A 15,784-nucleotide genomic window follows, 5' to 3' on the forward strand; every position below is an offset into this window, starting at 1 on the left:
TCGCCTCAGTCTAAAATGAAATCAGTCGTCATCTGGAGCGTATTCGTGGGGTAAAATGTCACCCAGACCAAATCATTATCACCAGTGGGCTTCAACAATCGCTGGATTATATTTGTCAGTTTTTGGGGAATACGAAAAGAAGTGTTCTGATGGAAGACCCGATTTATCCCAAGGTGCGTAAAATCTTTAGGAAAAATCACTATCCTATCATAACTGCTGATATTGATGACAAGGGCTTAGAATTGACGTAGGTAGATAGAAATGCTGAGATTGAAATGATTTACACCACACCCTCTCACCAATTTCCGCTTGGCATGATTATGCCGATTTCTAGACGCCGTGAACTCTTGAGTTTTGCTGAGGCGCATAATTCTTTTATTTTTGAGGATGACTATGACAGTGAGCTCCGTTATTATCAACGTCCCATTCTGGCCTTGAAATCAATTGACTATCTGGATCGTGTGATTTATCTGGGGACTTTTTCAAAAATCCTTTCACCCTTTTTTCGTATGGGCTATATGGTTTTGCCAGAACAAGTCCACTGAGAGTTTTCTAGAAAAATTCAAGTTTTACAACAGTATGGTCAATCTCTTAAATCAGATTGCTCTAGCCAATATCCTATCAAGTGGTGATTACGACCGCTTAGTTCGCAAGATGAATCATGTTTTCAAAAAGTGCTATGATGCCTTTAAAAAAGAATTTGAGCAGTTTAATACGCCTATCAAATTGTCTTCAAACGTCAGTGGACAGTATTTTTTGGTGACTTTTCTTGATAAAATCAACCAATGTGATGCCATCAAACGCGCAGAAAAAGAAGGGGTTCAGCTTTATGACACCATGCAATTTTGGCAAGAAAAAGCCGATTGCTTGCAGGAAAGTCTATTTCTTGGATTTAGTAAGATTGATTTGGAAGATATTCCAGATTGTATCAGACGGTTTAGAAAAGCTTGGGAGAATTAGCGAGCAAATTAAAAGACGGTGGATTGAGATTCTGATATACTAAACCTAATGAAAATGAAGGAGCTTTCAGATGAAGTACATCGTTAACAAGTCCCACAATCCCGCTTACAATATTGCCTTGGAAACTTATGCTTTTCGTGAATTGCGAGACGAAGACGAGCTTTTTATTCTTTGGATAAATGAGCCAACTATTGTGATTGGAAAACACCAGAATGCAATCGAAGAGATTAATAAGGCTTACACTGATAAATATGGGATTCATGTCGTTCGTCGTTTGTCAGGTGGTGGTGCTGTTTATCACGACCTTAACAATCTGAATTACACAATTATTTCCAACAAAGCAGAAGAAGGGGCGTTTGATTTCAAGACGTTTTCGCAACCAGTCATTGAAACTTTAGCTGATTTAGGAGTCACAGCGACTTTCACCGGACGAAATGACCTTGAGATTAATGGCAAGAAATTCTGTGGGAATGCACAAGCTTATTACAAAGGACGCATGATGCACCATGGGTGCCTGCTTTTTGACGTGGACATGACCGTTCTTGGTAATGCCCTGCAAGTTTCAAAAGATAAAATCGAGTCAAAAGGTGTTAAATCGGTGCGTGCGCGTGTGACCAATATTTTAGATGAATTACCAGATAAAATCACAGTTCAAGAGTTTTCAGACAGATTATTAGGCAAAATGAAAGCATCTTATCCAGATATGACCGAGTACGTCCTTTCTGATGAGGAATTAACTGAGATTAAGAAACTTGCTGATGAGCAATTTGGCACTTGGGACTGGACTTACGGCAAATCACCCGACTACACCATCAAACGCTCAGTCCGCTACCCAGCAGGTAAGCTGACAAGTTATGTGAAAGTCGAAAAATCTATGATTACAGGACTGAAAATTTACGGTGATTTTTTTGGCATCAAAGACATTTCAGATATTGAAGAAGAACTCATCGGCCTTCGCTACGAATACCAAGACATTTTAGCCAAACTTCAAACAATCGACACCACACCATACTTCACCAACATCACCCCACAAGAAATCGCTAAAGCAATCGCGGAGTGAGGAAAGAAATAACCCCAGCTAGAAAATACTAGCTGGGGTTTTGGATGATTTTAATTATCTTTTATTTCGATATAATCAATGTTATATTCAATTGTTGAGAACATTTTATCAGTCCCAAATTCAACTTGATGCGTTTCGCTAGGTGTCCAGTTGTTAAGAGATAAATATTCTTCATCAACAACTACGCCTTGATCATTTTTTAATTTTGCTACTATGCTTAAGTCTTCAATTGTAAATTCTGTGTTGTTAGTTACAGTAGCATTATATTATGCATACTCTTCGAAAGAATCTTCTTCGTTTTTAGCAAATGACAAAGAGTTAATTGGATTTAGAACTTGTTCTTTTGCATTATTATTGTTTTGAACTTCTTTACCAGAAGCTAAGAGTTCATCTAAATTCTTTTGATTAGCTTTTGAAGTTTTTATCTTTTTGATTTTGTTAATTTTATTTAAAACTTCAGTTCTGTTATCGTAAGCATTAGACCATTTTTCATAGAATGAATCTACTCCGAATGCTTGAGCAACTTTATTACATTCTTTTAATGAATTGATATAAGCAATAGCTTCTTCTTGTAATTTACTATCTTTGAATGAGAGATTGCTATATTTACCGATTTGATAGCAGTAGTGTAGAATTCTTTTGATTCATCGTCGTAGCTATCTATGTAAGCTCATCTTGACTCTAAACCTTTTGCAAGAGATGACATAAATTTATCATCATAATACGTTTTTTCATCAGTCTTTTTAGAACATCCAACTAAAACTACATAAATAATGGCAATGAAACCTAAAAACCATTTGTTCATGCTTTTAATTCTTCTATCAGCGTTTTACGTGGTTCAGTTTTTGCACGTGTATTCTTTATTAATCTAAATGATGTGTGTGGTAATCCATTGTTCTAGCTTGATGTTAAGCCAGAATGAATAAATACCTATTGTAATAATTGTTAGAATGAGCCATTTAATCCAGTTTCCAAAGAGTTGCGTGGCTGTGCCGTCAAAGTACAAACGATGACCGTCAATGACAGTGTGTTTGACTTTCCAATTAATCATGATACAAATCCCCCAAGGCGCACAAATGCCTAGGGTACAAATAGTAATCAGACTAGCGATGATACGGTGGCCAACATAACTTAGCAAACCACCATCAAAATAACTTTCTTGTTTCATAAAAACTCCTATATGTGAAATTTTAAACGTTTTAATGTGATTAAAACGATATTAGTTTAACATATTAAAAATAGCTATGCAATACAGATTAAAAAATAATGAAAATCATATTTAACTACAGAAAAAAATTACATTTTTGTTATAATGTTTAAAAAAGGATTGGTGGTAGATTTATGCCAGAGATGAGACGCTGTGACCGAGAAGTGACTGATTTAGCAGAAATTCAGGCAATCATTGAGAAAAATATGATTTTACATTTAGGACTTTTTGATGAAGAGTTTCCTTATGTGGTCCTCTTCATTATGGCTGTGAATACGATGAAGAAAAGAATCAATTTATCTTTTACATGCATGGAGCAAGGCAAGGACATAAACTTGATTTGATTGCTCAAAATCCAAAAGTATGTATTCAAATTGAAGGTGAAGTGATACTTGATTACAACCATGAAATTCCATGTAAATACGGTGCCTTCTTTACGTCATTTATCGGTCGTGGAAAAGCAGAGCTCTTGGATAAATATGATGAAAAGCACACGCTTTAGATCAATTAATGCAACATCAGACTGGAAAAAGATTTGAATTCACCGAGAAAATGACCATGTCAGTAGCTGTGATAAAAGTCGTGGTAACAGATTATTCAGCCAAAGCTAAGAAAATGATACCTAAAAAATAACACAAAGCAACTAAACACTTTAGTTTGGTTGTTTTTATCATTAAAATTCCAGAAAAATTAAAAAAGTTCTTGACTTTGAGCAGACTCCAAGGTGTAATATTATTAGTAGTTATCGGAATAGGAGGAAAGAATGGACAGTTTTTCGGATAGGGCTATGAAAAAGGATTACTTTTTCAGTAATCGTGATTTAGCTAAATTATTTATTCCATTAATTATCGAGCAGGGCTTGGAATTTTTGGTCGGGTTAATTGCTTCCATCATGGTTTCAAGGGTGGGTGAAGCAGCGGTTTCAGGTGTATCCTTGGTTGAATTCTTGATGGCACTCTTTATCAGTATTTTTGCGGCTTTTGCGACTGGTGGTGGGATTGTTGCTGGGCAATATCTCGGTGATCGCGATAGCAAAAATGCCAATAAAGCAGTCAATCAGTTGGTGAAATTCACTTCGTACTTTAGTTTAGCGATTACGCTTTTGATTTTTGCGATTAAACCCTTTATTTTAAGTCACTTGTTTGGGGCAATCACGCCTGAAGTTCACGCGCAAGCCGATCGTTATTTTAATATTGTCGCACTCTCAACACCGTTTATTGCTCTTTACAATTCGGGCGCAGCGATTTTCAGAACCTTAAATAAATCACGCTTGCCGATGAATATCATGCTGGTGATGAATGGCTTGAATATTGTCATGGGCGTCAGCTTGATTTATGGTTGCGGTTGGGGCGTTGAAGGAGTGGCTGTTCCAATTCTATTTTCTCGTGTAGGAGCCATGTTTTTAATTTTGTGGTTTGCCCATCATATTAAGTCAGATTTGACTTTAGGAAACTTCTTGAAAGAAAAAGTTGATTGGCAAATGATTAAAAAAGTTCTTGGTATTGGACTACCATTTGGTTTTGAAAATGGCATGTTTTTCCTTGGACGCTTGATTGTCTTATCTGTTGTTTCTTTGTTTGGAACAGCAGCCATCGCAGCTAACTCAGTTGGTGGAACGATTATCATGTTTCAAGGTTTGCCAGGTATTTCAATTGTCCTTGGTTTAGCTGTTATCATTTCAAAATGTGTTGGTGCTGGTGACTATGAGCAGGCTGAGTTTTACAAGCGAAAAGTTAGCCGAATCATTCATGCTGCAAATACTTTGTTTTCAGTTATTGTTGTTGCCTTAATGCCCTTTTTGATGATGATTTATGATTTGTCAGATCAAGCGACACATTATGTTTGGATTATTGTGCTTGCTCATGGAATTTTAGTAAGTATTTTCTGGAATTCAGGTTATGTCTTGCCGGTTGTCTTTCGTAGTGCGGGAGATGCTAATTTCCCAATGGTTATCGGTATTGCCTCAATGCTTTTAGTTCGCGTGGTATGCGCCTACTTTTTATCGGTCAATTTTGGTATGGGAATGCTCGGAACTTGGGTAGCTATGTTCTTAGACTGGATTGTTAAAGGTATCATTTATGAAATCCGCTACCGCAAAGGCACTTGGAAAAATTACAAATTAGTATGATAAAACTAAAAAAGGAACTGGATTATCCAATTCCTTTTGGTTTGTTTAATGCAACAATTCGTGATAAATAGCTGCTTCGTCATCTTGGTCAACGTTGAAAATGATTTTTTTGACATACTGACTTTGATCTAGAAATGCTTTAACAGTGTTTACAGCGATTCTAGCAGCATCTTCGTTGATAAAGCGTTTGTCGTGATTAGTTGCTAGGGATGATAGGGCAACAGATTCCAGTTTATTTTTTTCTGCTAGGGTTAAGCAAGAAAGGTAGCTTTGAGTAAGCAAATCAGCGTCAGACTCTGTTAAGTGCTCATTGATAGCAGGGCCAACGGTGTGAAGAATAAATTTGGCTGGAAGGTTGTAACCAGGAGTGATTTTTGCACTACCTTCTGGTTCATCGTGCCCTTGGTCTTTCATAAGATTATAGCATTCCAGACGTAGTTGAACACCGGCATAAGTATGAATAGTATTGTCAGTGCATTCGTGAAGCGGTTGGAAGCAACCTAGCATTTGGCGATTAGCCGTATTGACGATAGCATCGACTTGAAGTCGTGAAATATCACCCTTCCAGACATACAAGCGGTCGTCAGTCGCAAGTGGTTGTAAGTGATTTAAAAAAACGACCACCCGTTCAGCTTTTTTTAGTTGAAGGTAATCATTTTGCATGATTAAAAAACGCGTTGAGACAGCCATTGGCGGTCTGACATTAAGAAGAGCACGCAAGAGAGTTTCTTGTCCAGGTGAGTCATCTGGAACATTGATGGCTTTAAATTGCGTATTCTCCATAATAAGGTAATCTAATAGGAAGTTTACCATTTCTTTCTTAGTCATATGGACTCCTTACTAATTTTAAAATCGCTTTCTCAAATGTTAGTATATCACCTTTTTAAGGAATTCGCATCAAGAAAAAGAAGTTTGAAAGTTAAAATTAAAAAAGTAGAGATTGCTTTTTCAGTCAATCTCTACTTTTTAATAATCAAATCAATAGCTTTAGCAAGTTTCTCTTCTTGCTGCTTAGGGTCAGCTACTGGTTCTTCGATGACTTGATTGATTTTATTGCCGATGACAATACCAATAGTACGATTAATACTTGACCTTGGCAGATCTCCCAGAATTGGAATTTACTTATGCACCACCATTTGGAGCAGCAAAAGACCCAGTTAATATAGCAGGATATGCTGCGCTTAATATCATTGAAGGTGTTAGTGAAAATATTCAATGGTATGATTTGGCTAACGAATTAGCCAAAGGTAAACTCTTACTTGATGTGCGTACAAAAGCAGAAGTGCTTAATGGACATTTTGAAAATAGTATTAACATACCACTTGACGAATTACGTGAGCGTCTATCTGAATTAGATTCTAGCAAAGAATATATCATCAGTTGTCACAGTGGTCTTCGTTCTTACATTGGAGAACGCATTTTGAAACAAAACGGCTTTAAAGTGAAGAATCTTGATGGGGCTTACCACCTTTATAGTACTGTAAAACCAGAGGAGATTAAACGTGATTAAATACATTTTAGCTAGTCAACTACAAGAGGCTTTAAAGGAACAGCCATTAAACATTATCGATGTTAGTGAGAGAATGGAGTTTGCCCTGGGACATGTTCCAACAGTGGTTAACCCTCCTTTAAGTGAATTTGGATCAGGCTACCAAGCACTTGATAAAGATAAAACATATCATATCATTTGCCAAAGTGGTGCCCGTTCAGAACAAGCCTGCTTTTTTCTAGATGGCCAAGGCTATAAAGTGGTAAATGTTGATGGTGGCACATCAGCGTGGCCAGGAGTATTAGAATACTAATTTAAACATCTTTCTATTTTTTTGCAGGGCAAATTTGTCCTGCTTTTATGATATAATCATCTTATGATTGATAAAAATGATATTTTACAAAAGGCTGAAAAGCTTGTTTATGATAAATTACACGCAGAAGCTAGTGGCCATGACTGGTGGCATGTGGTTCGTGTGAGAAATACTGCGCGTGAATTGGCTGAAAAAGAAGGAGCAGATAGTTTTATCTGCCAGTTGACAACTTTGGTGCATGACATGGCTGATGAGAAGTTAAATGATGATCCTAAGCAAGCTTTAGCTGATTTAAAGGCTTGGCTTATTGACCAACGACTCTCTCAAACAGACGTTGACCACATCATTCAAATCATCAATACCATGTCTTTTAAGGGAGATGGTAGCAGTGTTCCAGTAACTTTAGAAGGAAAAATTGTGCAAGATGCTGACCGTTTGGATGCTATTGGTGCAATTGGTATTGCCAGATGCATGGCTTATTCAGGTAGCAAGGGGCGTCCGGTTCATGACCCCAACATGACTGCCCGTGAACATTTGACTGCTGAGGAGTATCGTAATGGTAAGGACACCGCAATCCTGCATTTTTACGAGAAACTGCTTAAACTCAAAGATTTGATGAACACAAGCCACGCTAGAAAAATGGCAGAGCACCGCCACGCGGTTTTGGAAGAATTTCTAAAAGAATTCTACGCAGAATGGGATGGCAAGTTGTAAGAAGGAGAGACTGATATGACGATTAGACGAGCAAAAGAAAGTGATATATCAAAACTGATTGATTTACTAGAGCAAGTTCTTTTGGTTCATCACAAGGTTAGACCTGATTTGTTCCAAGAAAAGGGCGTTAAATACACGGAAGCCCAATTAGCTGAGCTGATTGCTGATGATAATCGTCCGATTTTTGTCTATGAAGACGAAGAGGGAGAAGTTCTTGGACATATGTTTACCATTATCGAGCATTCGTCAGCGCCAAAAGTACCGCAAAAGACACTTTTTATTGATGACTTGTGTGTGGATGAAGCTGCGCGTGGGTAAAAAATCGGTGAGCAGTTATATCAGTTTGCTTTGCAGTATGCCAAAGAGATTGGTTGTTACAACTTAACGTTGAATGTCTGGAGTGCTAATAAATCTGCTGTGCGCTTCTATGAACGCCAAGGCATGACACCACAAGAAACACGCATGGAACAGATGATTGATTAAAAAATAGAAGTCACGAGCAATCGTGGCTTTTTAGTAACTAAATTTCCCAAAATCAAACGTAGAAAACGTTTTAGTTAATTATATAATTATGGGAATAGTTGTTAAATTTCTAATTTTAATAAGATACCTAAAATCTACTGCCAAATGTATAAATTTATGCTACAATTAAAGTGAATACTGTTAGCCAAAGGGCTGACGTTAATAGAAAGGGTAATAATGACTGACAAATCTACTTTGAACGATGTTCAAAAAATCATTGTTCTTGACTATGGTAGCCAGTACAACCAATTGATTGCTCGTCGTATCCGTGAATTTGGTGTCTTCTCTGAACTACGAAGCCACAAAATCACAGCTGATGAAGTTCGCGCAATTAACCCAATTGGTATCGTACTTTCAGGTGGTCCAAATTCAGTTTATGCTGACAATGCCTTTGGTATTGATGAAGAAATTTTTGAATTGGGTATTCCAATTCTTGGTATCTGCTATGGTATGCAATTGTTGACTGATAAACTTGGTGGTAAAGTTGTTCCAGCCGGACAAACTGGTCACAGCGAATACGGTCAATCAACACTTCATCTAAAAGCTAAATCAGAACTTTTTGCTGACACACCAGATGAACAAACCGTTTTAATGAGCCACGGTGATGCAGTTACCGAAATTCCAGCAGGTTTCCACCTTGTTGGCGATTCTGCTGATTGCCCTTACGCAGCCATTGAAAATACTGAGAAAAACATTTATGGTATTCAATTCCACCCAGAAGTTCGTCACTCAGTATATGGTAATGATATTTTACGTAACTTTGCTTTCGGAATCTGTGGTGCTAAAGGCGATTGGTCAATGGATAACTTCATTGACTTGCAAATCAATGAAATCCGTCAAAAAGTTGGTGACCGTAAAGTTCTTTTGGGACTTTCAGGTGGTGTTGACTCATCAGTAGTAGGTGTCCTTCTTCAACGTGCTATCGGTGACCAATTGACATGTATCTTCGTTGATCACGGTCTTCTTCGTAAAGGAGAAGGTGACCAAGTTATGAACATGCTTGGTGGTAAATTCGGATTGAACATCATTCGTGTTGATGCTTCAAAACGTTTCTTAGACCTTCTTGCTGGCGTTGATGACCCAGAGAAAAAACGTAAAATCATCGGTAATGAATTTGTCAGTGTATTTGACGACGAAGCAAGTAAACTTAAAGGTGTTGACTTCTTAGCACAAGGTACTCTTTACACAGACGTTATCGAATCTGGTACAGATACAGCTCAAACAATCAAATCACACCACAACGTTGGTGGTCTTCCAGAAGACATGCAATTTGAATTGATTGAACCACTTAACACACTTTTCAAAGACGAAGTTCGTGCGCTTGGTACAGCTCTTGATATGCCTGACGAAATCGTTTGGCGTCAACCATTCCCAGGACCAGGACTTGCTATCCGTGTGATGGGGGAAATCACAGCAGAACGTCTTGAAACAGTTCGAGAATCTGATGCTATCCTTCGTGAAGAAATTGCTAAAGCTGGTCTTGATCGTGATATCTGGCAATACTTCACAGTTAACACAGGTGTGCGCTCAGTTGGTGTTATGGGTGACGGACGTACTTATGATTACACAATCGCAATCCGTGCAATCACATCAATCGACGGTATGACAGCAGACTTTGCACGTATCCCATGGGATGTTCTTCAAAAAATCTCTGTTCGTATCGTAAATGAAGTTGATCACGTTAACCGCATCGTCTACGATATTACAAGTAAACCACCTGCAACAGTTGAGTGGGAATAAAAAATTAGCCAAATGGCTAATTTTTTTATGTTTGACACAACGATTGATAAGCGAAGCGTCATCAGAGTTGATGTCAACCCCTCTGCATGTGAAAGTTAACTTTGCGATTGAAGTGAGTCAAGGTTAACATGAATCGCTGAGTGGGAGTAGTACTAGATTTTTAGCGACGAAGTCGCAATAAAAATCTTTAGTAATTAACCCTGCGATAGCTGTCTCAGAGCAAGGAGCGAAAGCCACAATATGATTAGTTAGCCACGAACTGCTGGGAGTTTAAACGATATAACCACTTAGAGGAAAATCTTCTAGGTGGTTTTTTGTTGAATTTATCAAATCAAGTGGTATAACATCAAAGCTTATTAACGGTATTTGTTTGGAATAAAGGAGGTTTGAAATGGAACTTTGGGATGCTTAAGATGCGCATTTGAATGTTATTGCTGGTCGAGTTTTGGTTCGTGGGGAAAAGATTCCAAAAGGTGTTTATCATTTGGTGAGTGAAGTTATCGTGAGGCATCAAGACGGGACTTATTTGTTGACACAAAGAAATTCAAAAAAATCTTGGTGGGATGTGGGAAGCGACTGCTGGTGGTTCAGCTTTGCAAGGCGAAAATCCCTTAGAGTGTGTCAAACGTGAATTGCGTGAAGAGACAGGAATTTTGATAGATGATTTTATCGAAGTGGGGCGCGTGTTGCATCAGAAACATCAGACCTATTATGTCAATTATCTCTGTCACACAGATGTCGATAAGGATAGTATCGTTTGGTATTACTTTGACGAAAATGGTCGAGTCGTAACTGGTGACCAAGAAATCAACGTTCAAGAATTGCATTTTGATGAAAATGGTGTTCAAACTAAAGGCGGATTTGCTACAGACGCTGAAGGTCACAAACACTCTTACGATGCAAAAACTGGTGACTTGGAAGATGAAGATGGCGCTCCTGTAGAAGCTTAATCAGTCATCAAAAAGTATGTTAGTATTTCAATACTAAACGAATTTAAACAAGCAATAACTCCATAATAAAAAGCTATCAAATCTAGTGATGTGCGTGCTAGTATTCGGTAGCTTTTTTAAGTTTAAAACTTTAAGCTTAGCTAGTATTGGTGTACAATTTGGGTGAAGAAAGATGTTTTAGTATTTTAATACTAAATTAAATTCACATCTAAAAAGGAGGTTTCAGGATATGATGAGCGAACAGAAAAAGGCTAGTTTTAGAGATTATATTGCTTCAAATGCTATTCCTATTATGGTTGAAGCGGTCTTTGCCTTGTCATGTTTAATTGTCCCATCAAGCTATCTTATCTACACCAATGCTTTATTTTACTTTTTGCTCTTGGTTTGTTTTCTCATCTCCAAAGACCTTAACTTAAAAGAATGGTTTAGGAGTTTTAAAAGTGGAAGAAAGTAATGGATTCAGGTTTTACTGACGCTGTTAGGATTCATGCTTACCTTTTCTTTAACCATATTGTTAGAAGGATTTTTCCCAATTTTGATACTGGGAGTATCGGACTTAGAAGAGATAGCTGGCTGACTTTAACCGTATTTGCTATTTCGACTATTCTTTTGCCAGCTGTAATAAAAGAAACGTTTTACCGCAAGAACATGATTCTGTTTGATAGCAAGAAGGCAATTATCCTCACGACCTTTTTTAGTATGCTACTCTATGCTTTGGAGCATTCGCTTTCCTTTTGGGTAATTTTCTTGACCATGATTTGGGTGCTGCCGTTGAGCTTATCTTATATCAGAACTAGAAATATTTACGTTGTCATGACGGTGCATTTTATTGGCAATCTTATCGGCAATGGCAGCGATGTGATAGCTACCTTGATTCATTGGTTATCTTAACTGAAACCTTACAATAGGCATCCTTAGCTGAATTTGGCTGGGGTGCTTTTTTAGGTTTAAATGACCAAAAAGATTGTGCAGATAGACCACTAGTGATATGCAAACGTTTGCGATATAATGCACTTAGTAATAATGATGGAGAAAAATTATGGCAAAAAGAGAACATTTTTTGAGAGAAGCAATGACGATTGCAATCCCTGTAGCTTTGCAAGCCATGCTACAGTCATCTTTTTCAATGATAGACCAATTAATGGTTGGGCAGCTTGGAAAGACTGCCATTGCAGCGGTGGAAGTTGGCGGAAAGCCACAATTTGTCTTTGCCTTTGTTAGCGGAGCAATTGCGACAGTAACAGGTATCATGGTTTCTCAGTATATGGGAAAAAATGATCAGAAAAAGATTAATACCAGCATGTCAGTCAATCTCTTAGTTATGCTGTGCTTGGCTCTATTTACCATGGGCTTGTGTTTAATCTTGCCTGATGTGCTGGCAGGAATCTTCACTAAGGATACCGAAGTTGTGGGGACGGCTAAGCCCTATATTGAGCTCTTAGCTTGGGTCTATCCTTTATCTGGGGTCGCAACGCTTTTAGCGGTTCAACTGCGTTGTCGAAATTACGCTAAGTATCCGCTCTACATCAGTGCAGTCGCTGCGGTGGTCAATACCTGCTTAAACTATCTCTTGATTTTTGGGCATTTTGGCTTTCCTGCCATGGGAATCAAGGGGGCTGCACTAGCTAGTTTAATGTCTCAAGTAGTGAATCTGGCTTTGATGGTTTATTTTTACCATAGAACTTGTCAATTTAGCTTTGATTTGCGGATGAAGGCTTCAGAGATTAGTCAGTACCTCATCATGCTAACACCTATTGTGGTTAATGAGCTGCTTTGGACTTTGGGGCAAAATGTCAATACCTACATTTATGGGCACATGGGAACGAGTGAGCTTGCGGGGATGTCTCTAACTAGTCCTATTCAAGGGCTCTTTATTGGGGCTTTGTTTGGGTTGTCACAAGCTGCGGGGATTTTAATTGGACGTAGGCTCGGTGAGCGTGATTACGAGCGAGCTTATCAGGATTCGAAACGTTTGTGCTTTTATGGTTTTGTAGGGTCACTCATCTTATCAATCTTCTTGGTTCTGGGTGAAAATCTCTACATTGACCTATATAATGTTGGTGCTGATGTTAGACAAGTCGGGTCACAACTCTTGTTGATTTTTGCGATTTTAGCACCGGTTAAAGTTCAAAATATGATTTTGGGTGGTGGTGTTATTCGAAGTGGTGGGAGAACCAAGTACATCATGATTATCGATATTTTAGGAACGTGGTGCATCGGAGTACCTTTGGGGCTATTTACAGGATTGGTTCTTAAACTTCCGATTGTCTGGGTTTACTTCATTTTGTCACAAGAAGAACTCTTTAGATTGATCGTTTCGGTTTTTATGTTCCGTAGCAGAAAATGGATGAACACTATTAAATAAGCTTATTTTTGCTTTAATTGACAACTTGTCAAAAAAATGGTTATTTTACAACTTTAACTGAGAACTTTTGTTCAAAAAGGCTTCTCTGATACCGCTTTCTTTTAGCAGTGTTTAGGATGATAAAAGGAGTATTTGTATGAAGTTAGAAACTGCAAGTAGATAATTTCATGCATTATAGAGATGATTTAAAACGTGAGGAAAATCATCTTGAAATGAAAATTGAAGCTATTCGAGTTCAGAGACGTCAGGAAAAGTAAAGGGTATAAGGAGACTGCGAAAATGGGACTTAATATGACTTTGGAGCAAGCACAAGCCCAGTCTGCAAGTATTAGTAGTGTTTGTCAAGCTCAAGTTCAGGGATATCAAGCTTTGCAACGAGCTATCCAAATCTTTGCAGAAGATACTGAAAATTTGCAAGGAAAAGCTTATGATTCTGCCAGAAATTATTATCAGCTAGTTTTGTTGCCGCTGGCTTAAGGTGCACAACTGTACGCGGAAACTTTAAAAAAAGCTAGTGCCGATTTTCCAACTGGCTATGAAGAAAAAGTAGATACGAAGAGTTGGAGCGAGGAACAGCTTCAAGGGTATATTCGCAAAGAAGAAGAGATGATTGCCAAGTTTAATGATTATGCAAAATCACTGGCACGTTCTAGCATGCCTTCAGAGCTTAAGTATCAACTTGAAATCAATAACACAGAATTACTGCGTGGGTACCATATGACAAAACATGTTTATGAGACAATGTTGGCTCGTTTATGGGCTTATAGTACGGATCCTGTCCACTTATTTGATGAACTCAATGATATTGATGCCCAGTTAACGATAGGTATCTCACAGACAAAAACATGTTGGGGTGCTTCATCAGGTGCTTTTACTATTCCAAGCGATTTAGGTTGGGCGAATTATTTGTTAGCCTACTCAGCAACAAAAGATTTAAATCTTAGTCAATCTGACTGCACTTTTGTTAATACCATGATGGCTGAATACGGCTTTGATGTAACAACAGCCAAGCAATTATTGACTATTAAGAAAGGAATTGATAAGAAATTTTCCATCTTTCCTCAAAATACGAGGGACTATATCTTTTTAAGGGTAGTCGGCACAGCTAATTATGATGGTTTTCAGTGGGATGAAACAGCTGGTTATTTAACACCGTACTTCTACATCGAAGTTCCCAGTAGCCCCATCACAGATAAAAAAGCTAGAGTTGTTAAACCATTGCTTAGCATTTATCAAGATTTAGGACTTAGCGACCAAGAAGCTAAACAATTAAATTATAACCTTAGATTGCAGCATGCTCTGGCAAATGGCGGTAAAACTATAAAAGAAATGTATAATGAGGATTCTGTTAAAGGAACTAGTTCTTATAATAATGCAAAAGAAAATTATAAAAAACTTATGAAACGGTGACCAGTGCTTCTTATTATCGTGATGTTAACAAAGACAGCACTACTCGTGAAAAAGAATTCGTCAAAAATAAGGATTGGGATGAAGTGAAAAAAACAATTTATGACAGTTTAGTTCCAAAGGAAGCACAAAAGGCGTTTGGTGAAGACGGTACAAGAAAATATATTTCTGAAAGTTATAAAGACGTTTCAATTTTTTTGAATCGCATAGAGTCCGCGACAGGCAAATAAAGAAGAATTTATGATTAAAAAACTAATCGGTATTCGGGTATTGCTAGTTATAGCACTAGCATTTGGCTTCATCATTTTAGTCAACCCAAAAATATTTTGATGGAATGTATTTAGAAATGAAAAAAACTATTTAGGGAGAATAATTTCTATAAAATAAAGGATATTGATATTAAAAACTATAAAATCTTTGACAAAGACATGAATGAAACTAATAAGTTTGAGCCGATTATTAGTTATCCAAATTATTATCTTAATGATTATAATCCAAATTTACATCTGTCTTTTGATTTGTATCAAAAGAATAAAGGAATTCGTATGACTTTTGAAAAGCGCATCAATTCAAAGGTAACCGTTGTCTTTAATGTTTATTATTCAAAAAGAGAGAAAATATTAGATAAAACGCTTCGGCTTAATCTAGCTAACGCAGATAAATACATTGAAGGCCAATCTAAAGTCAAAACTTATCTCACAAAATATGGTATAACGGCATCTGATTTAGCTAAACATTACAATGAAATCGTAAACCAGAAAGTGTTAAAAGATTGGTGTTCTATCTATGATAGTAAGTTTTCATCTAAAGATTATGGTGATGTGACTGTCAAGACTGAGTGGGAGAATTGGTAATTTTTGAGTGGACACTTGTCCACTTTTTTAATATAATAAAGTCAGTTATATAACTGACTAAAAATCTGTGAGAGT

17 protein-coding genes and 5 pseudogenes are annotated in these 15,784 nt (G+C 37.4%); 18 read left to right on the forward strand and 4 right to left on the reverse strand.

Annotated elements, in window-relative coordinates; all coding sequences use genetic code 11:
* Positions 1-17 precede the first annotated feature (17 nt).
* Together DQN23_RS09655 and DQN23_RS04170 are read left to right on the forward strand one after the other, a co-directional pair.
* A pseudogene (locus DQN23_RS09655) lies at positions 18-960 on the forward strand (aminotransferase-like domain-containing protein); the annotation flags it as partial.
* A 70-nt stretch (positions 961-1,030) separates the two neighbouring features.
* Complete coding sequence (locus tag DQN23_RS04170; RefSeq protein WP_020916688.1) at positions 1,031-2,020, forward strand: lipoate--protein ligase; 990 nt, start codon at positions 1,031-1,033, stop codon at positions 2,018-2,020.
* A 50-nt stretch (positions 2,021-2,070) separates the two neighbouring features.
* Here the strand turns inward: DQN23_RS04170 and DQN23_RS09660 are convergent.
* Positions 2,071-2,271: pseudogene (locus DQN23_RS09660) on the reverse strand (FxLYD domain-containing protein); the annotation flags it as partial.
* Positions 2,272-2,888: 617 nt separating this feature from the next.
* On the reverse strand, positions 2,889-3,188 hold the full coding sequence (locus DQN23_RS04175; protein ID WP_058813897.1) for a DUF898 family protein: 300 nt from the start codon (positions 3,186-3,188) through the stop codon (positions 2,889-2,891).
* A 173-nt stretch (positions 3,189-3,361) separates the two neighbouring features.
* Here DQN23_RS04175 and DQN23_RS09665 point away from each other — a divergent pair, with 173 nt between their 5' ends.
* The 3 genes from DQN23_RS09665 (at position 3,362) to DQN23_RS04185 (ending at position 5,355) form a co-directional block, all read left to right on the forward strand.
* Positions 3,362-3,571, forward strand: coding sequence for a hypothetical protein (locus DQN23_RS09665; protein ID WP_348634461.1), 210 nt, complete (start codon positions 3,362-3,364; stop codon positions 3,569-3,571).
* Positions 3,568-3,729: a hypothetical protein gene (locus DQN23_RS09670; protein ID WP_348634462.1), complete on the forward strand. Its 162-nt coding sequence runs from the start codon at positions 3,568-3,570 to the stop codon at positions 3,727-3,729. The genes DQN23_RS09665 and DQN23_RS09670 overlap by 4 nt, the downstream gene beginning before the upstream one ends.
* Positions 3,730-3,990: 261 nt before the next feature.
* The gene (locus DQN23_RS04185; protein WP_020916692.1) at positions 3,991-5,355 is read left to right on the forward strand and encodes an MATE family efflux transporter; all 1,365 of its coding nucleotides are present in this window, start codon (positions 3,991-3,993) and stop codon (positions 5,353-5,355) included.
* Positions 5,356-5,400: 45 nt separating this feature from the next.
* Here the strand turns inward: DQN23_RS04185 and DQN23_RS04190 are convergent, their stop codons facing one another.
* Together DQN23_RS04190 and DQN23_RS09255 are read right to left on the reverse strand one after the other, a co-directional pair.
* The gene (locus DQN23_RS04190) at positions 5,401-6,183 is read right to left on the reverse strand and encodes a protein-ADP-ribose hydrolase (protein ID WP_058813898.1); all 783 of its coding nucleotides are present in this window, start codon (positions 6,181-6,183) and stop codon (positions 5,401-5,403) included.
* A 131-nt stretch (positions 6,184-6,314) separates the two neighbouring features.
* Positions 6,315-6,449, reverse strand: a pseudogene (locus DQN23_RS09255) (metal-sensitive transcriptional regulator); the annotation flags it as partial.
* Here DQN23_RS09255 and DQN23_RS04195 point away from each other — a divergent pair.
* From DQN23_RS04195 to DQN23_RS04245, 13 genes and pseudogenes are all read left to right on the forward strand, one after another.
* A pseudogene (locus tag DQN23_RS04195) lies at positions 6,443-6,865 on the forward strand (rhodanese-like domain-containing protein); the annotation flags it as partial. The pseudogenes DQN23_RS09255 and DQN23_RS04195 overlap by 7 nt on opposite strands.
* Positions 6,858-7,157, forward strand: coding sequence for a rhodanese-like domain-containing protein (locus DQN23_RS04200; RefSeq protein WP_020916695.1), 300 nt, complete (start codon positions 6,858-6,860; stop codon positions 7,155-7,157). The pseudogene DQN23_RS04195 and the gene DQN23_RS04200, both read left to right, overlap by 8 nt.
* 63 nt (positions 7,158-7,220) lie before the next feature.
* Entirely contained in the window at positions 7,221-7,871 is a 651-nt protein-coding gene (locus tag DQN23_RS04205; RefSeq protein WP_020916696.1) for an HD domain-containing protein, read from the forward strand.
* A gap of 15 nt (positions 7,872-7,886) precedes the next feature.
* Positions 7,887-8,354 (forward strand): annotated as a pseudogene (locus DQN23_RS04210) (N-acetyltransferase family protein).
* A gap of 216 nt (positions 8,355-8,570) precedes the next feature.
* Positions 8,571-10,133 (forward strand): glutamine-hydrolyzing GMP synthase, encoded by a 1,563-nt coding sequence (gene guaA, locus DQN23_RS04215; RefSeq protein ID WP_020916698.1) that lies wholly within the window; start codon positions 8,571-8,573, stop codon positions 10,131-10,133.
* A 563-nt stretch (positions 10,134-10,696) separates the two neighbouring features.
* Entirely contained in the window at positions 10,697-11,083 is a 387-nt protein-coding gene (locus DQN23_RS09260) for an NUDIX domain-containing protein (protein WP_222846647.1), read from the forward strand.
* Positions 11,084-11,312: 229 nt separating this feature from the next.
* Entirely contained in the window at positions 11,313-11,537 is a 225-nt protein-coding gene (locus DQN23_RS04225; protein WP_058813900.1) for a hypothetical protein, read from the forward strand.
* Entirely contained in the window at positions 11,537-11,974 is a 438-nt protein-coding gene (locus DQN23_RS04230) for a CPBP family intramembrane glutamic endopeptidase (protein WP_058833027.1), read from the forward strand. Before DQN23_RS04225 ends, DQN23_RS04230 begins: the two co-directional genes overlap by 1 nt.
* 148 nt (positions 11,975-12,122) lie before the next feature.
* Positions 12,123-13,448, forward strand: coding sequence for an MATE family efflux transporter (locus tag DQN23_RS04235; RefSeq protein WP_111712785.1), 1,326 nt, complete (start codon positions 12,123-12,125; stop codon positions 13,446-13,448).
* A 279-nt stretch (positions 13,449-13,727) separates the two neighbouring features.
* Complete coding sequence (locus tag DQN23_RS09560) at positions 13,728-13,925, forward strand: hypothetical protein (RefSeq protein WP_325051269.1); 198 nt, start codon at positions 13,728-13,730, stop codon at positions 13,923-13,925.
* Positions 13,926-14,054: 129 nt separating this feature from the next.
* Positions 14,055-14,858, forward strand: coding sequence for a hypothetical protein (locus DQN23_RS09565; protein ID WP_325051270.1), 804 nt, complete (start codon positions 14,055-14,057; stop codon positions 14,856-14,858).
* Entirely contained in the window at positions 14,855-15,085 is a 231-nt protein-coding gene (locus DQN23_RS09570; RefSeq protein ID WP_310437760.1) for a hypothetical protein, read from the forward strand. The genes DQN23_RS09565 and DQN23_RS09570 overlap by 4 nt, the downstream gene beginning before the upstream one ends.
* A 183-nt stretch (positions 15,086-15,268) precedes the next feature.
* On the forward strand, positions 15,269-15,709 hold the full coding sequence (locus tag DQN23_RS04245; RefSeq protein ID WP_233422907.1) for a TipC family immunity protein: 441 nt from the start codon (positions 15,269-15,271) through the stop codon (positions 15,707-15,709).
* The last annotated feature ends 75 nt before the right edge of the window (positions 15,710-15,784 follow it).

The organism is Streptococcus lutetiensis, from assembly GCF_900475675.1.
Classification (GTDB): Bacteria; Bacillota; Bacilli; order Lactobacillales; family Streptococcaceae; genus Streptococcus; species Streptococcus lutetiensis.

Coding starts and splice junctions, on each gene's coding strand:
- DQN23_RS04170 (WP_020916688.1), top strand. CDS start 1,031: ATGAAGTACATCGTTAACAAGTCCCACAATCCCGCTTACAATATTGCC.
- DQN23_RS04175 (WP_058813897.1), bottom strand. CDS start 3,188: ATGAAACAAGAAAGTTATTTTGATGGTGGTTTGCTAAGTTATGTTGGC.
- DQN23_RS09665 (WP_348634461.1), top strand. CDS start 3,362: ATGCCAGAGATGAGACGCTGTGACCGAGAAGTGACTGATTTAGCAGAA.
- DQN23_RS04185 (WP_020916692.1), top strand. CDS start 3,991: ATGGACAGTTTTTCGGATAGGGCTATGAAAAAGGATTACTTTTTCAGT.
- DQN23_RS04190 (WP_058813898.1), bottom strand. CDS start 6,183: ATGACTAAGAAAGAAATGGTAAACTTCCTATTAGATTACCTTATTATG.
- DQN23_RS04205 (WP_020916696.1), top strand. CDS start 7,221: ATGATTGATAAAAATGATATTTTACAAAAGGCTGAAAAGCTTGTTTAT.
- guaA (WP_020916698.1), top strand. CDS start 8,571: ATGACTGACAAATCTACTTTGAACGATGTTCAAAAAATCATTGTTCTT.
- DQN23_RS09260 (WP_222846647.1), top strand. CDS start 10,697: ATGTGGGAAGCGACTGCTGGTGGTTCAGCTTTGCAAGGCGAAAATCCC.
- DQN23_RS04225 (WP_058813900.1), top strand. CDS start 11,313: ATGATGAGCGAACAGAAAAAGGCTAGTTTTAGAGATTATATTGCTTCA.
- DQN23_RS04230 (WP_058833027.1), top strand. CDS start 11,537: ATGGATTCAGGTTTTACTGACGCTGTTAGGATTCATGCTTACCTTTTC.
- DQN23_RS04235 (WP_111712785.1), top strand. CDS start 12,123: ATGGCAAAAAGAGAACATTTTTTGAGAGAAGCAATGACGATTGCAATC.
- DQN23_RS09560 (WP_325051269.1), top strand. CDS start 13,728: ATGGGACTTAATATGACTTTGGAGCAAGCACAAGCCCAGTCTGCAAGT.
- DQN23_RS09565 (WP_325051270.1), top strand. CDS start 14,055: ATGATTGCCAAGTTTAATGATTATGCAAAATCACTGGCACGTTCTAGC.